Annotated in this window: 17 protein-coding genes; 11 read left to right on the top strand and 6 right to left on the bottom strand. The window is 70.6% G+C overall.

Annotated features, from left to right (window positions below; all coding sequences use genetic code 11):
* Positions 1 to 127: 127 nt before the first annotated feature.
* The 3 genes from BWO91_RS18005 to BWO91_RS17995 all read left to right on the top strand — a co-directional run bounded on the left by BWO91_RS18005 (position 128) and on the right by BWO91_RS17995 (position 2,148).
* Positions 128 to 1,543, top strand: a complete 1,416-nt coding sequence (locus tag BWO91_RS18005) for a carboxylesterase family protein (protein ID WP_240555580.1) — start codon at positions 128 to 130, stop codon at positions 1,541 to 1,543.
* A gap of 81 nt (positions 1,544 to 1,624) precedes the next feature.
* The gene (locus BWO91_RS18000; protein ID WP_079003560.1) at positions 1,625 to 1,888 is read left to right on the top strand and encodes a type II toxin-antitoxin system Phd/YefM family antitoxin; all 264 of its coding nucleotides are present in this window, start codon (positions 1,625 to 1,627) and stop codon (positions 1,886 to 1,888) included.
* A gap of 8 nt (positions 1,889 to 1,896) precedes the next feature.
* The gene (locus tag BWO91_RS17995; RefSeq protein WP_240555578.1) at positions 1,897 to 2,148 is read left to right on the top strand and encodes a type II toxin-antitoxin system RelE family toxin; all 252 of its coding nucleotides are present in this window, start codon (positions 1,897 to 1,899) and stop codon (positions 2,146 to 2,148) included.
* Here the strand turns inward: BWO91_RS17995 and BWO91_RS17990 are convergent.
* A complete protein-coding gene (locus tag BWO91_RS17990; RefSeq protein ID WP_079003558.1) occupies positions 2,136 to 2,723 on the bottom strand; it encodes a TetR/AcrR family transcriptional regulator in 588 nt (195 codons plus the stop codon). The genes BWO91_RS17995 and BWO91_RS17990 overlap by 13 nt on opposite strands.
* A 44-nt stretch (positions 2,724 to 2,767) precedes the next feature.
* Between BWO91_RS17990 and BWO91_RS17985 the strand changes: the two genes are divergently transcribed.
* A complete protein-coding gene (locus BWO91_RS17985) occupies positions 2,768 to 3,133 on the top strand; it encodes a DUF952 domain-containing protein (RefSeq protein WP_079003557.1) in 366 nt (121 codons plus the stop codon).
* A 111-nt stretch (positions 3,134 to 3,244) separates the two neighbouring features.
* Here BWO91_RS17985 and BWO91_RS17980 read toward each other — a convergent pair whose 3' ends face one another.
* Both BWO91_RS17980 and BWO91_RS17975 read right to left on the bottom strand, forming a co-directional pair.
* Entirely contained in the window at positions 3,245 to 4,258 is a 1,014-nt protein-coding gene (locus tag BWO91_RS17980; RefSeq protein WP_079003556.1) for an LLM class flavin-dependent oxidoreductase, read from the bottom strand.
* A 5-nt stretch (positions 4,259 to 4,263) separates the two neighbouring features.
* Positions 4,264 to 6,939, bottom strand: a complete 2,676-nt coding sequence (locus BWO91_RS17975) for a glycoside hydrolase family 78 protein (RefSeq protein ID WP_079003555.1) — start codon at positions 6,937 to 6,939, stop codon at positions 4,264 to 4,266.
* 247 nt (positions 6,940 to 7,186) lie between these two features.
* Between BWO91_RS17975 and BWO91_RS17970 the strand changes: the two genes are divergently transcribed.
* The 5 genes from BWO91_RS17970 to BWO91_RS17950 are packed head-to-tail and all read left to right on the top strand — an operon-like array spanning position 7,187 to position 11,067.
* Positions 7,187 to 8,485 carry a Tm-1-like ATP-binding domain-containing protein gene (locus BWO91_RS17970; RefSeq protein ID WP_079003554.1) on the top strand — a complete coding sequence of 433 codons (1,299 nt, stop codon included), beginning with the start codon at positions 7,187 to 7,189 and terminating at the stop codon, positions 8,483 to 8,485.
* Between the two features lie 2 nt (positions 8,486 to 8,487).
* Entirely contained in the window at positions 8,488 to 9,312 is an 825-nt protein-coding gene (locus BWO91_RS17965; protein ID WP_064295733.1) for a phosphoenolpyruvate hydrolase family protein, read from the top strand.
* 45 nt (positions 9,313 to 9,357) lie between these two features.
* The gene (locus BWO91_RS17960) at positions 9,358 to 9,798 is read left to right on the top strand and encodes a cupin domain-containing protein (protein ID WP_079003553.1); all 441 of its coding nucleotides are present in this window, start codon (positions 9,358 to 9,360) and stop codon (positions 9,796 to 9,798) included.
* Positions 9,798 to 10,193, top strand: coding sequence for an AraC family ligand binding domain-containing protein (locus tag BWO91_RS17955; RefSeq protein WP_079003552.1), 396 nt, complete (start codon positions 9,798 to 9,800; stop codon positions 10,191 to 10,193). The genes BWO91_RS17960 and BWO91_RS17955 overlap by 1 nt, the downstream gene beginning before the upstream one ends.
* A gap of 10 nt (positions 10,194 to 10,203) precedes the next feature.
* The gene (locus BWO91_RS17950; RefSeq protein WP_079003551.1) at positions 10,204 to 11,067 is read left to right on the top strand and encodes an NAD-dependent epimerase/dehydratase family protein; all 864 of its coding nucleotides are present in this window, start codon (positions 10,204 to 10,206) and stop codon (positions 11,065 to 11,067) included.
* A gap of 242 nt (positions 11,068 to 11,309) precedes the next feature.
* Here BWO91_RS17950 and BWO91_RS17945 read toward each other — a convergent pair whose 3' ends face one another.
* The gene (locus BWO91_RS17945; protein ID WP_079003550.1) at positions 11,310 to 12,026 is read right to left on the bottom strand and encodes an NADPH-dependent F420 reductase; all 717 of its coding nucleotides are present in this window, start codon (positions 12,024 to 12,026) and stop codon (positions 11,310 to 11,312) included.
* A 137-nt stretch (positions 12,027 to 12,163) separates the two neighbouring features.
* Here BWO91_RS17945 and BWO91_RS17940 point away from each other — a divergent pair, with 137 nt between their 5' ends.
* Positions 12,164 to 12,469, top strand: coding sequence for a DUF3072 domain-containing protein (locus BWO91_RS17940; RefSeq protein ID WP_064295746.1), 306 nt, complete (start codon positions 12,164 to 12,166; stop codon positions 12,467 to 12,469).
* A 14-nt stretch (positions 12,470 to 12,483) separates the two neighbouring features.
* Positions 12,484 to 13,740: an NAD(P)/FAD-dependent oxidoreductase gene (locus tag BWO91_RS17935; RefSeq protein WP_079003549.1), complete on the top strand. Its 1,257-nt coding sequence runs from the start codon at positions 12,484 to 12,486 to the stop codon at positions 13,738 to 13,740.
* Here BWO91_RS17935 and BWO91_RS17930 read toward each other — a convergent pair.
* Together BWO91_RS17930 and BWO91_RS17925 are read right to left on the bottom strand one after the other, a co-directional pair.
* Positions 13,718 to 16,777, bottom strand: a complete 3,060-nt coding sequence (locus BWO91_RS17930; protein ID WP_079003548.1) for a glycoside hydrolase family 2 TIM barrel-domain containing protein — start codon at positions 16,775 to 16,777, stop codon at positions 13,718 to 13,720. The two genes, BWO91_RS17935 and BWO91_RS17930, sit on opposite strands and share 23 nt — an antisense overlap.
* 169 nt (positions 16,778 to 16,946) lie before the next feature.
* A complete protein-coding gene (locus tag BWO91_RS17925; protein ID WP_240555576.1) occupies positions 16,947 to 17,960 on the bottom strand; it encodes an aldo/keto reductase in 1,014 nt (337 codons plus the stop codon).
* Between the last annotated feature and the right edge of the window lie 23 nt (positions 17,961 to 17,983).

Below are 17,983 nucleotides of genomic sequence, written 5' to 3'. Positions count from 1 at the left end.
CGTCGTCTGCAACTCCTGCTCGACCGGCCATCGGCGAGCAGCTCGGCCCGGTTCGGGCTGCCGTGTCTTCGGTGTGAGCCCGTCGAGCAGGAGTCGTGCGCAGGCCGCTCGGGGATAGCGTGGACAGATGACCGAGTCACACGCGAGCCCGACGTCCGAAGCGCCTGGCAATGAGGCCTCCGCGCCTCCGATGCCGCAGGCGGACGTGCGCGGCTTCGAGACCTCCCTCGGCACGATCCTGGGGCGGGTCGACGGCGCGGTGGTGCGAGCTCGCGGCATCCCGTACGCCCGCGCGGGGCGCTTCGAGGTGCCGGAGCAGATCGGTCTTCCCGTCGGCTCCGACGGCGATCCAGTGCCGTTCCGGGCCTTCGAGCGGGCGCCTGCTTCACCGCAGCGCTCCTCGCGGGTGCTCGAGGCCGTCCTCGAGGGCGCCGGTGAGGGCATGGTCGACTCCGAGGACTGCCAGGCGCTCTCGATCACGATCCCTGCGGACGCCCGGCCGGACGAGTCGCTGCCGGTGATGGTGTGGATCCACGGTGGTGCCTACGTCACGGGTGCCGGCGACCTCGACGTCTACGATCCGATCAGCCTGGTCGTCGAGCAGCGGGTCATCGTGGTGTCGGTCACGTACCGGCTCGGGATCCTCGGCTTCCTCGGTGACGGCGAGACGCTGCCGGCGAACCTCGGCCTGCTGGACCTCGTCCTCGCGCTCCGGTGGATCCACGAGCACATCGGCGCGTTCGGTGGCGATCCGGCGTCGGTCACGCTGTTCGGGCAGTCGGCGGGCGGCGATGCGATCGCGCACCTCATGATCAGCGACGGCACCGCGGGACTCTTCCAGCGGGCCATCATCCAGAGCGCGCCCCTCGGCATCAGCAGTGGGCGCGCCAAGATGGCGAGCGCGATGATGCGAGCGGCGGGCAGCCCGACACGGGACACGCCGGTGTTCGAGTTGCTGGCGCTCGAGGAGCGGGTGGAGCGAGCCGCTCGTCGGTTCGGACTGCGCGGAGGCATGGCGTTCGGCACCCAGTACGGTCACGCGCCGCTTCCGGCGGAGGCCGACCGCGACGCCGCCTGGCGTGAGGCGGCGTCGCGCATCGACGTGCTCATCGGCTCGACGACGGAGGAGACCCGGTTGTACGTGCCGCTCATTCCGGCCTTCGCCCGCATGACCTCGGCGCCGCTCGTCGGTGACCCCATCCGGCGGGCGCTCGTCGGCGCGACCACGCACGTGACCTACACCCGCGACGCCCGGAAGTTCGTCGAACGGCATCGGGCGTCGGGTGGTCGGGCCACGCGGTACGAGCTCAGCTGGGCGCCGCCCGGCAGCCCGTACGGCGCGTCGCACGTGACCGACCTGCCGCTCCTGCTCGGCACCGAACGGTCGTGGAGTCGTACGGCGCTCATCGGCTCGGCGACCTGGGAGGAGGTCGACCGACGCGGCCGTTTCCTGCGTCAGATGTGGGCCGACTTCGCGCGGGACGGCGTCCTGGCCGCTGACGCGACCGCAGGCCTGAGCGACGTGGTGACGCTTGACCGCTGAGCGTACTTCCGGACGCTGATGCCCCGAATACACCATCTGTGAACAGATGTAATTGTGTACACAGTTTGATACCATGGGGCGATGAACACGATCACCCACTCCCTCTCGACGCGAGATCTTCGTGAAGGCCTCGCAGACGTCTTCGGGCGGGTCGGCTATGCGCACGAGCGGATCGGTGTGACGAGGCACGGGAAGCTCGCCGCGGTGGTCATCAGTGTCGAGGACCTCGAACTGCTGGAGTCCTTCGAGGCGGCACGAGACGAGGCGGAGTTCCGGGCGGCTCAGGCTGAAGACGATGGAACCCGCGTTTCACTCGACGAGCTGCGCGCCGAGCTCGACGCTTGACGAGGTACGTGGTCGAGTTCAGCTCCGCTGCCGCTCGTGAGGTCAGGAAGCTCGATCCCCCGTTGCGGCGACGGCTGCTCCTCGCCATCGGTGAGCTGGAGGCCGACCCCCGACAGACTGGTGCGCGCAAGCTGGTTGGGTTCGAGAACGCATGGCGGATTCGGGTCGGCGATTATCGCGTCCTCTACGAAATCCTGGACGGTGTCGTGCTGGTGACCGTGTTCCGGATCGCGCACCGTCGCGAGGTCTACGACCGCTGAGCGCGCGGTGGGTGGCTCCTGCTGGAGACCAGTGCCAGGCACGCGCGGGCGTGCGCCCGTGCTGCATCCGGCGTCGGCGCAGCGGCCAGGCCGAGCAGCCTGCGTCGATGCGGTTCGCCGAGGAGCAGGGTGTAGAGCTGCTCCGCCCGCTCGCCGACATGGCCGGAGAGGAACGCGATCGAGCGGGCCGGGCCGGCCGCGTAGAAACCGGCGGCGACCTCGGGGAAGCGCGGAGACTCCGCGATCACGAGTCGGTGCAGCGCGACCGAGACGTCCGAGTGCAGCGCGATGACCAGTCGGGCAGCCGCGTCCTCGAGAGGCTCCGCCTCGGAGCCTGGCTCGTCGGCCGCGAGGAGGTACCCGTGCTGGCGTTCGACCGCCGCGGTCAGCACGCCGGCGAGATCACCGAACCAGGTGTAGATCGTCCGCTTCGTCACGCCCGCGTCGGCGGCGATCGCCTCGATCGTCGTCCCGCCGTACCCGTACTCGGTGAACCGGCGGATGGCGGCGTCGAGGATCGCGTCGCGGCGGCGGTCGCGTTCGGCTGCCGTCGGGCGACCACGTCTCGATTCCATGCTCTAATGATACGGTAACGTCTCATTAAATGGAGAGGGTGGAGATGACGAAGATCCTGCATGTCGCGATCGTCGACGACTGGGAGGCCAGTCGGCCGTTCGGCGAGTACGAGGTGTCGACGCGAGCCGTGCCGTTCGTCGACGCCGGCTTCGTCCACGCGACGACCGCCGACCGGCTGCCCGAAGTGCTCGAGCGCGTCTACGGGTCACTCCAGCTGCCGCTCGTGCTCATCGTGCTCGACGTGGAGGAGCTGCAGGCGACCGGCATCGAGGTGGTTCTGGAGCCGGAACCGCGCATCCTCGCGCCGCTGCCGACCGCCGGCCCGGCGATCACCGCCGAGCTCCCGCTCGAGCGCGACGGAGCCGGCGCCTGGCAGGTGCCGACAATGCTCGACGAGCTGTTGGCCTGAGCGAGGTGACCACAACTCCTGCGGATGGTCTGCCGTCGACCGTGGAGACAGCGCCTGGTGCGCATGTCAGCCTGCCGACGGGCGATCAGCAGGAGTTGTGAACCTCGGGGGCTACCCCAGGGACGGCTTGATGTCCTTGACGATCGCCTCGAGGATGCGCGCGTTGAAAGCGACGCCGAGCTGGTTCGGGACAGTGACGAGGACGGTGTCGGCGGCCTGCACGGCGGCATCGGCCGCGAGCTCGGCGGCGATGACGTCGGGCTCGCCGATGAAGCTGCGGCCGAAGCGCGCGAGTCCGCCGTCGAGGTGTCCGACCTGGTCCTTCGAGTCGGCCTGGGCGCGCAGACCGAAGTAGCGGCGCGTCTCGTCGTCGATGAGCGGCAGGATGCTGCGGCTCACGGAGACCCGCGGCTGCCACTCGTGACCGGCTTCGGTCCAGGCGTCACGGAACATCTGGATCTGCTCCGCCTGCAGTTCGTCGAACGGCACCCCGGTGTCCTCGGTGAGGAGCGTCGACGACATGAGGTTCATGCCCTGCTCCGCCGTCCACACCGCGGTGGACCGCGAGCCGGCACCCCACCAGATGCGCTCGCCGAGCTCCGGCGACTGCGGCTGGATCGCGAGCAGTCCGTTCGTCCCCGTCATCTGCGGGTTCGCGCGGGCCACACCGGCTCCGGCGATGGCCGCCCGGAACACCTCGGTGTGCGAGCGGGCGATGTCCGCGTCGGTCTCGTCGTCGCTCGGTACGTAGCCGAACGACTCCGACCCGCGGAGCGCCGTCTCGGGTGATCCCCGGCTCACGCCGAGCTGCAGTCGGCCGTCGCTGATGAGGTCGGTGGCCGCCGCCTCCTCGGCCATGTAGAGCGGGTTCTCGTACCGCATGTCGATGACACCGGTGCCGAGTTCGATCGTCGAGGTCTTCGCCGCCATCGCCGCCAGCAGTGGGAACGGTGACGCGAGCTGCCGGGCGAAGTGGTGCACGCGCACGTAGGCGCCGTCGACGCCGACCTCCTCTGCTGCGACCGCGAGGTCGATGCTCTGCAGCAGTGCGTCACGTCCGGTGCGCACGCTGGAGCCCGGAACGTCTTGCCAGTGTCCGAAGGACAGGAACCCGATCTTCTTCACGCTGACTACAGCGTCGCGCGGAGCGGTTCTATTCCTCTGAATGGATCGCCTACTGTCCCGACCGTCACCTCGAAGCGGTGCGTACCGCTCGTCACCGACACCGGCTCGGCGCCCGGCAGGTCGACGACGGCCGTCGTCCCCGTGGGCACCTCGACCTCGACGTGCAGCGTGTCAGCCTCGATCCGCCAAACGATCGACGCCCGACCGTAGGGCGTCAGGTGCACGGCCGAGGCGTGGGTGAGCCCACCGCCGGGTCGGGGCCGGAACAGGATCGAGCGGTAGCCGGGTGCGGACGGAGCGATGCCGGCGACGACCCGGTGCAGCCAGTCGGCCACCGCTCCGAGCGCGTAGTGGTTGAACGAGGTCATCTGACCCGGGTTCACGGTCCCGTCGGGCAACATGCTGTCCCAGCGCTCCCAGATCGTGGTCGCGCCCTGGCCCACCGCGTACAGCCAGGACGGGCACTCGTCCTCGAGCAGCAGGTCGTAGGCGCGGTCGAGATGGCCCGACGTCGTGAGCGCGTCGCTGACGATCGGCGTCCCGACGAAGCCCGTCGCGATGCGGTTACCGGCGGCGGCGACGAGGGCGCTCAACCGCTCGCCGGCGCGGTCCACTGCCGCCGGGTCCGGCAGGAGCTCGAACGCGATCGCGAGCGAGTACGCGGTCTGCGCATCACTGGTCATCAGCCCGTCTTCGCCGACGTACTCCGCGAGGAACGCCCGGCGGGTCGCCTCAGCGAGCTCGGCGTAGTGCTCGGCGTCGTCGATGCGACCGAGCACGGCGGCGGTCTTCGCGAGGTGCGCCGTGGACCAGGCCGAGTAGGCGGTGGCGACGAGGTGGCGGTCGGTGAGCGACTCCGCCGGCCGATCCGGTGGTGCGGCCGGGTCGAGCCAGTCGCCGAGCTGGAACCCCTCGTTCCACAGGTGGTTAGGGCCGGAGAGCCGGTGGACGAGGTCGACCCACCGCTTCGCGCTGTCGTACTGGGCCGCGAGGACGCCGATGTCGCCGAAGCGCTCGTAGAGCACCCATGGGGTGAGGACGGCGACGTCGCCCCACACCGCGCCTGGTCGGTTCGGCGTCCACTGGCCGTCGTCGGGGATGAACGGGACGTACCAGGGCACGGTGCCGTCCTCGTGCTGCTCGACCGCGACGTCCTGCAACCAGGAGCCGAGCATGCCCGACACGTCGTAGAGGAACGAGGCGGTGCGTGCGAAGACCTGCAGGTCGCCGGTCCAGCCCACGCGCTCGTCCCGCTGCGGGCAGTCGGTGGGGAGGTCGACGAAGTTCCCACGCATGCTCCAGAGCACGTTCTCGTGCAGGCGGTCCACCCGCTCGTCGGAGCTCTCGAACCAGCCCGTCCGCTCGAGGTCGGAGTGGTAGACCCGCGCGACGACGTCGCCGTTCGCGACCGCTTCGTCGAGATCGCCCGGCCATCCGGTGATCTCCGCGTACCGGAAACCGTGGATCGTGAACCGCGGCTCCCACTCCTCCGCGGGACCGCCGTCCGCCGGAGCCGGGCGGCCGGCGAGGGTGTAGCTGTCGGTCGCCTTCGCCTCGCGGAGTGGACGGGTGTAGATCTCGCCCTCCTGCATGACCTCCGCGGTCCGGATCACGACCGTCTCGCCCGCCGGACCGGTGACCCGGATCCGCAGTCGACCGACGAGGTTCTGGCCGAGGTCGAGGATGCGCTTGCCGCTCGGGCTCGTGAGGACCGCGATCGGCGCGACCTCCTGCGTCGCGCGCACCGGGGGTCCCTGCGGTGCGACGAAGGTGGCCGGGTCGCGTGTGCCGATCCGTACGCCGGCCCACCCGCGGTCGTCGAAGCCGGGCTCCGACCATCCGGGGAGCTCCTCGCGGGCGTCGTAGTGCTCACCGTCGTAGTTGCCGGAGCTGACGATGGGGCCGAACGAGGCGCGCCAGTGCTCGTCGGTCGCGATGGTCTCGACGCGACCGTCCTCATAGCGGAGTTCGAGCTGGGCGATGAGCGAGAGGTCCGAGCCGAACAGGTTGCGGAAGCCACCGCGCCACCCCAGTCGACCCCGGTACCAGCCGTCGCCCATCCAGGAGCCGATCGCGTTGTCGCCGGGGTGCAGGAGCTCGGTGACATCGTGCGTCGCCGTGCGCAGCCGGCTCGCGTAGCTGGTCCAACCCGGCGCGAGCGCCTCGTCCCCGACGCGACGACCGTTGATCTCCGCCTCGTAGACACCGTGCGCTGTGAGGTACAACCGCGCCGACACGAGGTCGGCACCGACGGTGAAGTCCCGCCGCAGCAGCGGTGGCCGACGCGTGTCGCTCTCCGGCTCCTCATCCCAGTCGGCTGCGACCGGCACCGCGACCCAGTCGCCCGGTGCGAGCAGGCCGGCCTCGACCGTCGCCACCGGGCTCCAGTCGGCCACCTCGACCGCCTGGCCAGGGCCGCTGTCGGTGCCCCACACCCGTACGCGCACCGATGCCACCTCACGCGAGCGGAGCGGAGCGGCGGGCCAGGCGACGAGGACGGATTCACCGGTGGCGACCCGGCCCGTGGTCGTGACCCGTCCGTCGCGGGTGATCTCGATCTCGGCGGCGTGCTGCTCCCAGCCGGCGGGCGCCAGATTCGTCCAGCTCAGCCTCGGGGTGGCGTCGCCGATCCCTCGGGCCTCGCGGAGGTGCTCGAATCTGGGGGCGCTCGTGGTCACCATCGTGGCTGCTGGTCCTTTCGTCAGGCTGGGCGCGTCGCAGCTCGCTCGGCGATCAACTCTGACACGTTTCAAAACCCGATGCTACAGCGTTGGTATGCGAGAAAGCGAGGAAGATGCAACTCTTCTTGACACGTTTCAAAACCTGGACCAGGATGGAGGCGCTGGCGGGGTCGAAGCGGATCCGTCAGGTGGGGCGCGCCGACACACGGCCGTCCTGCGCTCACGACGACGACGATGGAGAGCGACGATGACCGCACCCGAAGCACCAGCCAGACCGACCGTCGCCCTCGTCGGCACCCTCGATACGAAGGGCGCCGAGTACCGATGGGTCGCCGGTCGTCTCGGCGAACTGGGCGCGGACGTCGTGGTCGTCGACGCCGGAACGCGTGAGCCCCACGGGTACGACGCTGCCGTGGACCACCCGAACCACGAGGTGGCCGCCGCTGGCGGGACCGATCTCGACACGCTGCTCGCCGCGGATGACCGTGGAGCCGCCGTGAGTGCGATGGCGGAAGGTGCCGCGACGGTGATCGGCCGGCTGCACGCCACCGGGCGGGTCGACGCCGTCCTCGCCCTCGGTGGCAGCGGCGGCTCGGCCATCGCCGCCCGGGTCTTCCGCGAACTGCCGATCGGGGCCCCGAAGCTCCTCGTGTCGACGATGGCGTCCGGGGACGTCGCGCCGTACGTCGGCGCGAACGACGTGACGCTCATGTACAGCGTCGTCGACATCGCCGGGATCAACCAGATCTCCCGTGCCGTCCTCGGGAACGCGGTGGCGGCCATCGCCGGCATGGCGGCGGCTGCGCAGGCGCGCGGTCCGGCCTCGTCCGCCGAGCGGACGGACCGCCCGCTCGTCGGGGCGTCGATGTTCGGGGTCACGACGCCGGCGGTCGACGTGGCCCGCGAGCGGCTCGACGAACTCGGCTACGAGGTCCTCGTCTTCCACGCCACCGGTTCGGGCGGGCGGGCCCTGGAATCGCTCGCTCGGAGCGGCATGCTCGCAGGGGTCCTCGATCTCACCACCACCGAACTCGCGGACGATCTCGTCGGCGGCGTGCTGACGGCGGGCCCGGACCGACTCACCGCGGCCGGCGCGGCAGGCGTCCCACAGCTCGTCAGCCTCGGTGCGCTCGACATGGTCAACTTCGGCCCTCGTGACACCGTGCCGGAGCGGTTCGCCGATCGCGACTTCTTCGTCCACAACGCGACGGTGACGCTCATGCGCACCACGGTCGACGAGAACCGCGAGCTGGGCGAGCGGATCGGGGCGAAGCTCAGCGGCGCCGAGGCCCCCACCGTGCTGCTGATCCCGCGCGGCGGTGTCTCGGCGCTCGACGCCGAGGGCTTGCCCTTCCGCGACGCGGAGGCGGATGCTGCACTCATGGAAGCCGTGCTCGCGGGTGTGCAGGGCAGCGCGGTCACGGTCGTCGACCGTCCCGAACATCTCAATGATCCGGTGTTCGCGAGGCTCGCCGCCGACGCCCTCCACGCTGTGATCGAGCGAGACGGCAACAGGAACCGCACCGACACCACGGAACAGGACTGACCATGGACAGGACCATCGCACTCGAACGACTTCGCGCCACCGTCGCGCGCGGACAGGCCGTCATCGGCGCCGGGGCAGGCACCGGCATCTCGGCGAAGTCCGCGGAGGCGGGCGGCGTCGACCTCATCATCATCTACAACTCCGGCAGGTATCGGATGGCCGGTCGCGGCTCGCTGTCGGGCCTGCTCGCCTACGGGGACGCCAACCAGGTCGTCGTGGAGATGAGTCGGGAGGTGCTGCCGATCGTCCGCGACACCCCGGTGCTCGCCGGCGTGAACGGGACGGACCCGTTCCGGATCATGGAGCGCTTCCTCGACGAGCTCAAGACGATGGGGTTCACCGGCGTGCAGAACTTCCCGACCGTCGGGCTCTTCGACGGCGTCTTCCGCCAGAACCTCGAGGAGACGGGCATGGGCTACGACCTCGAGGTCGACATGATCCGCCTCGCCGCCGAGCGTGACCTCCTCACGGCCCCGTACGTCTTCGACGTCGAGTCGACGGTCGCGATGACCGAGGCGGGTGCTGACGTCCTCGTCCCGCACATGGGCCTCACGACGGCCGGCACGATCGGCGCGACCACGGCACTCTCGCTGGAGGAGTCGGCGCACCGGGTGCAGGAGATGCGCGACGCGGCCGTCGCGATCAACCCGGACGTCATCGTGCTGTGCCACGGCGGTCCGATCGCCGAACCGGAGGACGCCGCCTTCATCCTCGCCAACACGACGGGCGTCGCCGGGTTCTTCGGCGCGTCCTCGGCCGAACGCCTCCCGACCGAGCGGGCGATCAAACGCCAGATCGAAGACTTCAAGGCCATCCAGACCCGCTGACCGACGGCACGACCGACCACCCGACCACTCGACGAGGAGCATCCCATGACCGAACCAGCCATCACCCCCGCCACCGCCGGCCGTCGCCCCGACGAGGTCCCCACCCGGGTCTTCGACTGGGGCACCATCAAGTGGCTCGTCACCCCGCACCTCGACGAGGGCGCCGGACTCACGGTCGGCGAGGTCATCGTCTACCCCGGACAGGGCCACGCACCCCACCAGCACCCGGGCGAGGAGGAGGTCATCACGGTGATCTCCGGCGAGGGCGTGCAGACCGTCGGCGACGGTCCCGCGTTCCCGATCCGCGAGGGCGACGCCGTGTACATCCCGAAGGACACCGTGCACTCCACCTACAACACGACGTGGCGCCCGCTGCGACTGTCGGTCGTGTACACCCCTGGTGGCGCGGAGACGGGGCTCGACGGCCTGCCCGACGCGCGCATCGTCGACGCCGGAACGGCGCCGAGCTGGAAGCAGGACCGCTGATGCCGGTGATCGAACCGGGCTCCTGGGTGCATCCGGGTTCGAAGCCGGACTGGAGCGACATCGGCACGATCGGGCGCTTCGCGGTGTCGGTCGACGGAGGACGGTTCGACCGCCACCACCACGACGACCACGAGATCTGGTTCATCACCGAGGGCAAGGGGAAGGTGCTCGTCGACGGTGGCGAGCGCTACGTGCAGTCGGGCGACATCGTGCTGACGCAGGCGGGCGACACCCACGACATCGTCGAGGTGTACGAGACGATCCGTGGCTTCTTCACGGAGACGGGACTCCCGGCCGGTGGGCGCGTCGGCCATCTGCACGCGAACGAGGAGGACGCAGCCGGGCACGTGGTGACCGCACTCCCGCTGCCCGCCGACTTCCCGGCCCGAGCCTAGGATCGTCGGTATGCGCATCGCCGTCACCGGGAGTTCGGGCAAGCTCGGCTCCGCCACCGTCGAACGACTGCTGCGGGACGGCCACGACGTGCACGGACTCGACGTCGCGGGCACGGCCGGGCCGGGGTTCACCCGTGTGGACCTGACCGACTACGGGCAGACGATCGACAGCCTGCTCGGGGTGACGGCGAGGTTCGCAGGTCTCGACGCCGTGGTGCACCTGGCCGCGATCCCGGTGAACGGGCTCGTGCCGGATGCGGCGACGTTCCACAACAACCTGACCGTGTCGTTCAACGTGCTGCACGCGGCGCTGCGGGCGGGCATCCGGACGATCGTGACGGCGTCGAGCATCACGGCCATGGGATTCCCGTTCGAGGAGGCGCCCGAGTTCCTGCCGATCGACGAGACCGTCAGTCGCGCGAACAACACCTATGCGCTCGGGAAGGTCGCCGAGGAGGCGATGGCCGCACAGCTGGTGCGGTGGGCCGACGGGACGTCGATCACCGCGTTGCGGTTCACGAACGTCATGGCGCCCGGGGAGTACGGGACGTTCGCGCGGGCGTCGGAGCCCGGGTACCGGCGCGACCTCCTGTTCAGCTACGTCGACGCACGCGACGGTGCGCAGGCGGTCGCGCTGGCGCTGACGCGAGCGGAGCCCGGTTTCGAGGTCTACGACGTGTGCGCCTCCGACAACGGGACGACCGTGCCGTCGGCGGAGCTCGCGGCGAGGCACTTCCCCGGCGTCCCGCTGCGGGCGGGGCTCGGCGAGTTCGAGACGTTCATGTCCATCGACAAGGCCCGCACACGACTCGGTTTCGAGCCCGAGTACTCCTGGCGGGACGAGTTCGAGCGCGAGCAGGCAGTGCGGGGCTGATCGGCACGGAAACGAACGAGGCGCTGATCGGACGATCGACGGATGAGTGCACCCCGGTTCGCGCGAGCGCGATGCCGTTGACCGGCGACGGGGCATCCGAGGCCGGCCGGGTGTTCCTCCTCGCTGAGTACGGCACTGACGACGCGCTCGACGAGGCGACCCGGGTCGGCACGCCCAAAGTCGGCGCTGCACCCGAGAGTGGTACGAACGGTCGAGACCGGTCCGGGAACCCGCCGCGTCGCCTAGCGGACGCCGGCCTCGGCTTCGGCCAACGCCCGCACCTCGGCGACCTCGCGGATCTCGTCGGCACCGATGTTCGCCCCGAAGAGCTCGTGCCCCGGTTCGAGCACGACGCCAGCGCGCAGCGGCCCGATCTCGACCGGGTCGAACCCGAGGGCGTCCACCACGGCCGAGACGGCCGCCCGGTCCGCGGGGGCGTCGCCGGCGATCGCGATGCCCTTGCGGCCCGGTGCGCCGGTGGGACGTGGCTCCCCGTCGAGGTCGTGGTACCCCATGTGGTTGAACGCCTTCACGACCCGGGACTCCGGCAGGAAGGCGGCGACCAGCTCGCTCGTCGAGGTCTCCGGCGCACTGAGGTCCTCGCGGTGGCCGTCGACCTCCCACCAGTAGTTCATGGCGTCGATGACGAGTTTGCCGCGCAGCTCGTCGACGGGCACCGAGCGATGTTTGCCGAGGGGCAGCGCGAGGATGACGATGTCGGCCTGGGTCGCTGCCTCGGCGGCGGTCGTGGCGACGGCACCCGGAGCGAGGACGTCGATCGTCAGGGCGATCCGGGCGGCGTCGCGCGAACCGCTGATGAGCACCCGGTAGCCGGCGGCGACCGCGAGTCGTGCCAGGACCGTGCCGACCTTGCCGGCACCGAGGATGCCGATGGTGACGCTCTGCGACGGAGTCGGCTCGTCGACGGATCGGACGGTTCCGGAAGCGGTGTCGGACATGGGTCTCCTTCGTGGACGGTGCGGCCGCACGCGGTCGCCTGGGTCAACCGGGGGTCGTCCATCGCTATTCCGAGACCGGTCCGACGTGGACGCGCAACCCCTCCTCCGCGATCGCCCGCTCGACGTACCGTTGCCGCATGACTGACGCAGAACAGACCGACGCAACGACCCCCGACGCAACGACCTCCGGCTCGCCCGAGACGATCGGCGCCACCGAGGAGACCCTCGGGGCCCGCGGCGATGACAGCTCGACGAGCGCGAGCAAGGACCCCGAAGACTGGGTCACCGGCGACGAGCCGATGACCGGCCCGCAGCGCAGCTACCTCGACACCCTGGCGCGCGAGGCAGGCGAGGAGCTCCCCGCCGACCTGACGAAGGCGCAGGCCTCCGAGCACATCGACCGGCTGCAGAACGCCACCGGCCGCGGTCAGTCCGGATCCTGAGCGCCGCCGCCACCGTGACCGACTCCAGCAGGGCTCCGCTCCATCACGAGGTGGTCGTCATCGGTGGCGGCAACGCCGGTCTGTCCGTCGCCGGCAGGCTCCGGCGATACGGGGTCGATGACGTCGCGGTCATCGAACCGCGCGAACACCACCGGTACCAGCCGATGTTCTCGCACGTCGCGGGCGGGACCGCGTCCGCGTCGGTGGCCACGAGGCCCCAGCGCGCGGTGACGCCGAAGGGCGTGACCTGGTTCCAGGACCGGGTCCGGTCCGTCGACCCGGTCGCGAAGACGCTGACACTCGAATCCGGCACCGCCGTCGAGTACGACCAGCTCATCGTCGCTCCGGGCATCCAGCAGGACTGGGACGCCGTGCCCGGTCTGACGGAGGCGATGGCCTCGCCGGTGGGGATCTCCAACTACACGTTCGAGTACGCCCAGAAGGCCTCGCGCGTGCTCCGGTCGGTCCGCTCCGGCACCGTCGTGTTCACGCAGCCCGCAGGCCCCGCGAGCTGCTCGGGCGCCGCGCAGAAGCCGATGTACCTCGCGTGCGACCACTGGCGGCAGACGGGCGTCCTCGACGACATCCGTGTGGTGCTCGTCGTGCCCACACCCACGATGTTCGGCATGCCGATGATCGACGCCGAACTCGACCGCAAGGTCGCCGAGTACGGCATCGAGGTGCGGTTCTCGCGCGAGCTCGTCGCGGTCGACCCGGAGCAGCGCGTGGTGACCATCGCGCAGACCGACCCGCAGGACGGCCCGGATCGCGGGCAGGACGGCGTGACGGGGGGACTCCGGGAGGAGATCCCCTACGACGTCCTCCACGCGGTGCCGCCGCAGTCCGCTCCGGACTGGCTCGCGGCAACGGCGCTCGCCGAGCCCGGCAACCCGGGTGGCTTCGTCGAGGTCGACTCGCTGACCCTGCGGCATCCGCGCTTCCCGGACGTCTGGGCGCTCGGCGACGCCGCCGCGGTGATGAGCTCGAAGTCCGGCGGAGCCCTCCGGCAACAGACGAAGACCCTCGCGAAGAACCTCGTCGCCGTGCGGTCCGGCCGGGAGCCGAGCACGGTCTACAACGGCTACTCGGTGTGCCCGTTCACGGTCTCCCGCGGGACGGTGGTGTTCGCCGAGTTCGACGACCGCTACCGCCCGAAGCCCTCGATCCCGTTCTGGAACGGACTCGCGAAGGAGCGTCGGTTCACGTTCATCGCCGACCGCTACGTCCTGCCCTGGGTGTACTGGAACCTCATCCTGCAGGGTCGGGCGTGAGCGTCCGCAGCCGCACACCGAAGGTCGTCTCCGCCACCGGCACCCGATAGCGCTCGGGCAGGGCCGGCCCGCACGACGAGCTGCCGAGCCCGTGCTGCGCGTGGTCGAGGTTGAGCCACACACGGCCGGAGTCTCGGAGGTCCTGCGGGTGGCGGGCCTCCTCGAGCGCTTCGCTCGTCCATCGTCTGGCGGTGAAGTCGAAGCCGGTGTCCTGCAGCTGCTCGGCTCGCAGGGTCGGCAGGCCGTCGCCGGAGAGTTCCACCCACCGCGTCCCGACGTGGTTGCCGTTCTCCTCGGGCACCGGGTAGTCGGTCTGGAGCCCGTCGACACTGCTCGTGAAGCGACCGACGCGCGCCGCGGCGAGGCTGTCGACGTACGACTCGCCGGGGCCCCGACCGAACCAGGTCGCATCCGTGTAGCTGCCCGGTAGTCCGAGTCGGAGGCCCAGGCGCGGCAGCGTCAGCACGTGATCGCCGATGGGGGTGTGCTCCCAGATCCCCTCGGGGACGACGGTGACCGACAGGTCCAGGGCGCCGCCCACGTCGGTCCAGTCGAACGTCCAGTGCAGGCCGAGCCCGTGCGCGGCCGGGGCGCTGCGGCCGGCGACCCGCAGGCCGCCGCCCTGCCCGTCGTCGATCCGCTCGACGGCGTCGGTCCGGTGGAGGAAGCGGTCGAGTCCCGTGAGCTTCCAACTGGCTGCGGCCGTGTTCCGCGGCCCCTGGCCCCGGTCGTTCTCGGTGGGTGCGCGCATGATGTCGAGGACGGGCCCGTCGAACTCGAGATCGCCGAGCGCGCGGAGTCGGCCGGTGCGGGCGTCGAAGGAGCCTGCGCCGAGGGTGATGCGGTGGCCCGGCGTGCGGTCGGCGTGAGCGAGGGGTCTGCGTGCCGCGGCCGCCACGGGAACGGTGACGCCGGTCGGATCCGCCGGTCGGTCGGCGGCGATCCGCGCCTGCCCGAACGCGACCTCGTGTCCCGCTGCCGCCCACGGCTCGTCGGTCGCCAGGACCGCGCGCACGGTGAGCCAACGCTCGACGGGTGCGCCGGAGACGGGATCGACACCGGCGGTCGGCACGGTCGCCTCGGCCGGCAGGTCGACGGTCGCCGCGCTCCGGGGGTCGACGGGCGGTGTCGTCAACGCACCCGACGCGACGGCGAGGCCGTCGTCCTCCAGCTGCCACCGGAGCGCCAGGTGATCGAGTGACCGCATGTCGTGTTTGTTCCTGACCGTCAGCGTGCCGGTGGTGGCGTCCGCCAGGAGCTCGACCGGACTGATCGCGGCGTGCAGCTCCGCGAGGCCGGGGGAGGGCGTGCGGTCGGCGAAGACGAGTCCGTCGAGGCAGTAGCGTCCGCCGTTCGGTCGGAAGGCGACATCGCCACCGTGCATGACGAACTCGTTCCCGGCGGCGTCGGTGCTGCGGAAGCCGTGGTCGATCCACTCCCAGACGAAGCCGCCGCAGAACCGGTCGGAGGACTCGAGGATCCGCTGGTAGTCGACGAGCGACCCCGGGCCGTTGCCCATCGCGTGCGCGTACTCGCAGAGCAGGAACGGGAGTCGCCGCCGACGCACGTCGTCCGGCGACCCCGCCACGACGCCCACGGGGCTCGGTTCCTCGCGACGGCCGATGGCCTCGAGCAGCTCCTGGTCGGGGTACATGAGGCTGGAGAAGTCCGAGTTCCGATACGACGGATCGCGCTCGTACATGATCGGCCGAGACGGATCGCGCTCGCGGATCCACTGCTCCAGCACGTCGAAGTTCTCGCCGACCCAGCTCTCGTTCGCCATCGACCACACGACGATCGACGGGTGGTTCTTGTCTCGCTCGACCATCCGCTGGACACGGTCGAGCATCGCGTCGCCCCAGACCGGCTCCGTCGGCGGGTTGCCGGCCCAGTCGGTGTAGATGAAGCCGTGGGTCTCGAGGTCGCACTCCTCGACCACCCACAGCCCCAGCTCGTCGCAGAGGCGGAGGAAGTCCGGGTGGGGCGGGTAGTGGCTCGTGCGCACGGCGTTGAGGTTGTGCTGCTTCATGAGCAGGATGTCCTGCCGCATGGTCTCCGTGTCGAGTGAACGGCCGCGGTCCTGGTCGTGCTCGTGCCGGTTGACCCCGCGGAACAGCACCGGGACGCCGTTCACGAGGAAGCGGCCGTCCTCGATGGAGACGGTGCGGAACCCGATGCGCAGCTCGACGGTCTCGTCGGCCACGGGCGTCTCATCGGTCGGCCTCGGCCTGAGGTGCGCCGTGTAGAGGCGCGGTACCTCGGCGCTCCAGGGCTCGACCGGCAGAGCGGTCGCGGTGCCGGTGGGGAGGTCGAGGATGCCGAGCTCGGGGACGTCGACGAGGCCGGGGACGTCGGTGTCGACGCGCAGGACGCCGATGCCGTCGCGATGGTCGTAGCTCGCGCGGACCTGGACGTCGTCGATCGCGCCGGCCGGGCGTTCCAGGAGGTCGACGTCGCGGAAGATCCCCGGCAACCACCACATGTCCTGGTCCTCCAGGTACGTGCCGCTCGACCACCGGTGCACCCGCACGGCGAGGACGTTCTCACCGGGGACAAGGTGCTCGCCGACGTCGTACTCCACCGGGAGACGGCTGCCCTTGCTGTGGCCGAGGAGCACACCGTTCAACCACACGGTCCCGCAGGAGTCGACACCCTGGAAGCGCAGCACCGTGTCAGCGCGACGCCAGTCCTCCGGCAGGGTGAAGGTACGGCGGTAGTCGCCCGTCGGGTTCTCCTCGGGCACGCGAGGCGGGTCGATCGGGATCGGGAACGCGGTGTTCGTGTACAGCGGCTGCCCGTGGCCCTCGAGGACCCAGTGCGCGGGCACCCGGATGCGGTCCCAGGAGGAGTCGTCGAGCGACGGATCACCGAAGGTGTCGCCCGTCCCGTCGGCCGTGGGCGAGAGCGTGAACGCCCAGTCGCCGTTGAGGGACAGCCGACGTGCGTCGCTCAGTTCGTCGGCACGGGGTCGCCGCCGGCCGGTCCCCGGGATCGGGTCTTCGACCCACGACGCCGCGAGCCCTGCTGAGTCGTTCATCGTCGTGCAACCTTCATCGTGATGCGGCCTTCATCGTCGGGCGTCCCTTTCTCAGGAGGTCATCGGCGCGCCGGCCCGGCCAGCGGACGCCACGCCGGCGGACTCCTGAGAAAGGGACAGTGGAAGGGAAAGGGGAGCGGGTGGGTGGATGGATGGATGGAGAACGGGCTCAGTCGGTGATGGTGCTCGGCGGGGTGCCGAGTGCGTCGAGGTCCGACCAGAAGTCCTCGGGGATGTGGGTCGTTCGCAGCGTCTCGACCTGTTCCAATCGCTCGGGCCGGTTCATCCCGACGACGGTGGAGTCGACGAGTTCCGATCTCGTCGAGAACGCGAGTGCGGCAGCCGCGAGCGGGACGCCATGGCGGGTGGCCAGCTCGTCGGCACGGTCGACCCAGGCCAGCAACTCGGGCGAACCGGCCTGGTACGCGTACGTGGCCGGCTTGCCGTCGCGCCCGCGCCGTCCGGCGAGGAGTCCGCCCCCGAACGGAGCCGCGTTGAAGACGCCCATCCCGAGCGAGCGCGCCTCCTCCAGCAAGCCGGTCGCCGATCGGTCGACGAGGGTGAACCGGTTGTGGGTGAGGAGCACGTCGAAGACGCCGGTGCGAACGTAGGGCAGCATCACGCTGATGGCACCCGCGGCGATCCCGATCGTGTCGACCAGCCCCTGCTCCCTGAGTGCCAGCATGCCCTCGATCGCACCACCCGGTGCCGACGCCTCCTCGAACGACACCGAGTACGGGTCGTGCAGGTGGAACACCGGGATGCGCTCGACGCCGAGCCGCTCGAGGCTCTCCTCGAAGGACCGCAGCACCCGGTCGCGGTCGAACACCGCCGTCGACGGATCCTGGTCGGCCTTCGTCACCACTCCGCGTCCCTCGGGCAGACCGCTCTGACGGATGGCGTCGCCGATCGCCGTCTCGCTGCGTCCGTCCGAGTAGTTGTTCGACGTGTCCACAAGCAGATTCGGACCACGGAGGGCGGCCGATGCGAACGCCGTGGAGCCCGGGCCGGTGGAGCCGTCGGCGCTCGCCGGCGTGCCGAGTCCTGAGGTGCCGACCGTGACCGGGCTCACGACGAGCCCGGTCGAGCCGAGCGGTCGGAGGTCGTCTGGTGTCGCCACTGCCGCGGTCGTCCGGTCGGTGGAGGAGGTGTGGGTCGTGTCGTCGTCGATCATGTCGTCCATCCTGCGGTCCTCGGGCACTTCGG

The sequence above is a fragment of the Plantibacter flavus genome (assembly GCF_002024505.1).
GTDB lineage: Bacteria > Actinomycetota > Actinomycetes > Actinomycetales > Microbacteriaceae > Plantibacter > Plantibacter flavus_A.
Note: the sequence above shows the minus strand (reverse complement) of the source record. Positions and strands in the feature narration are given on the sequence as shown.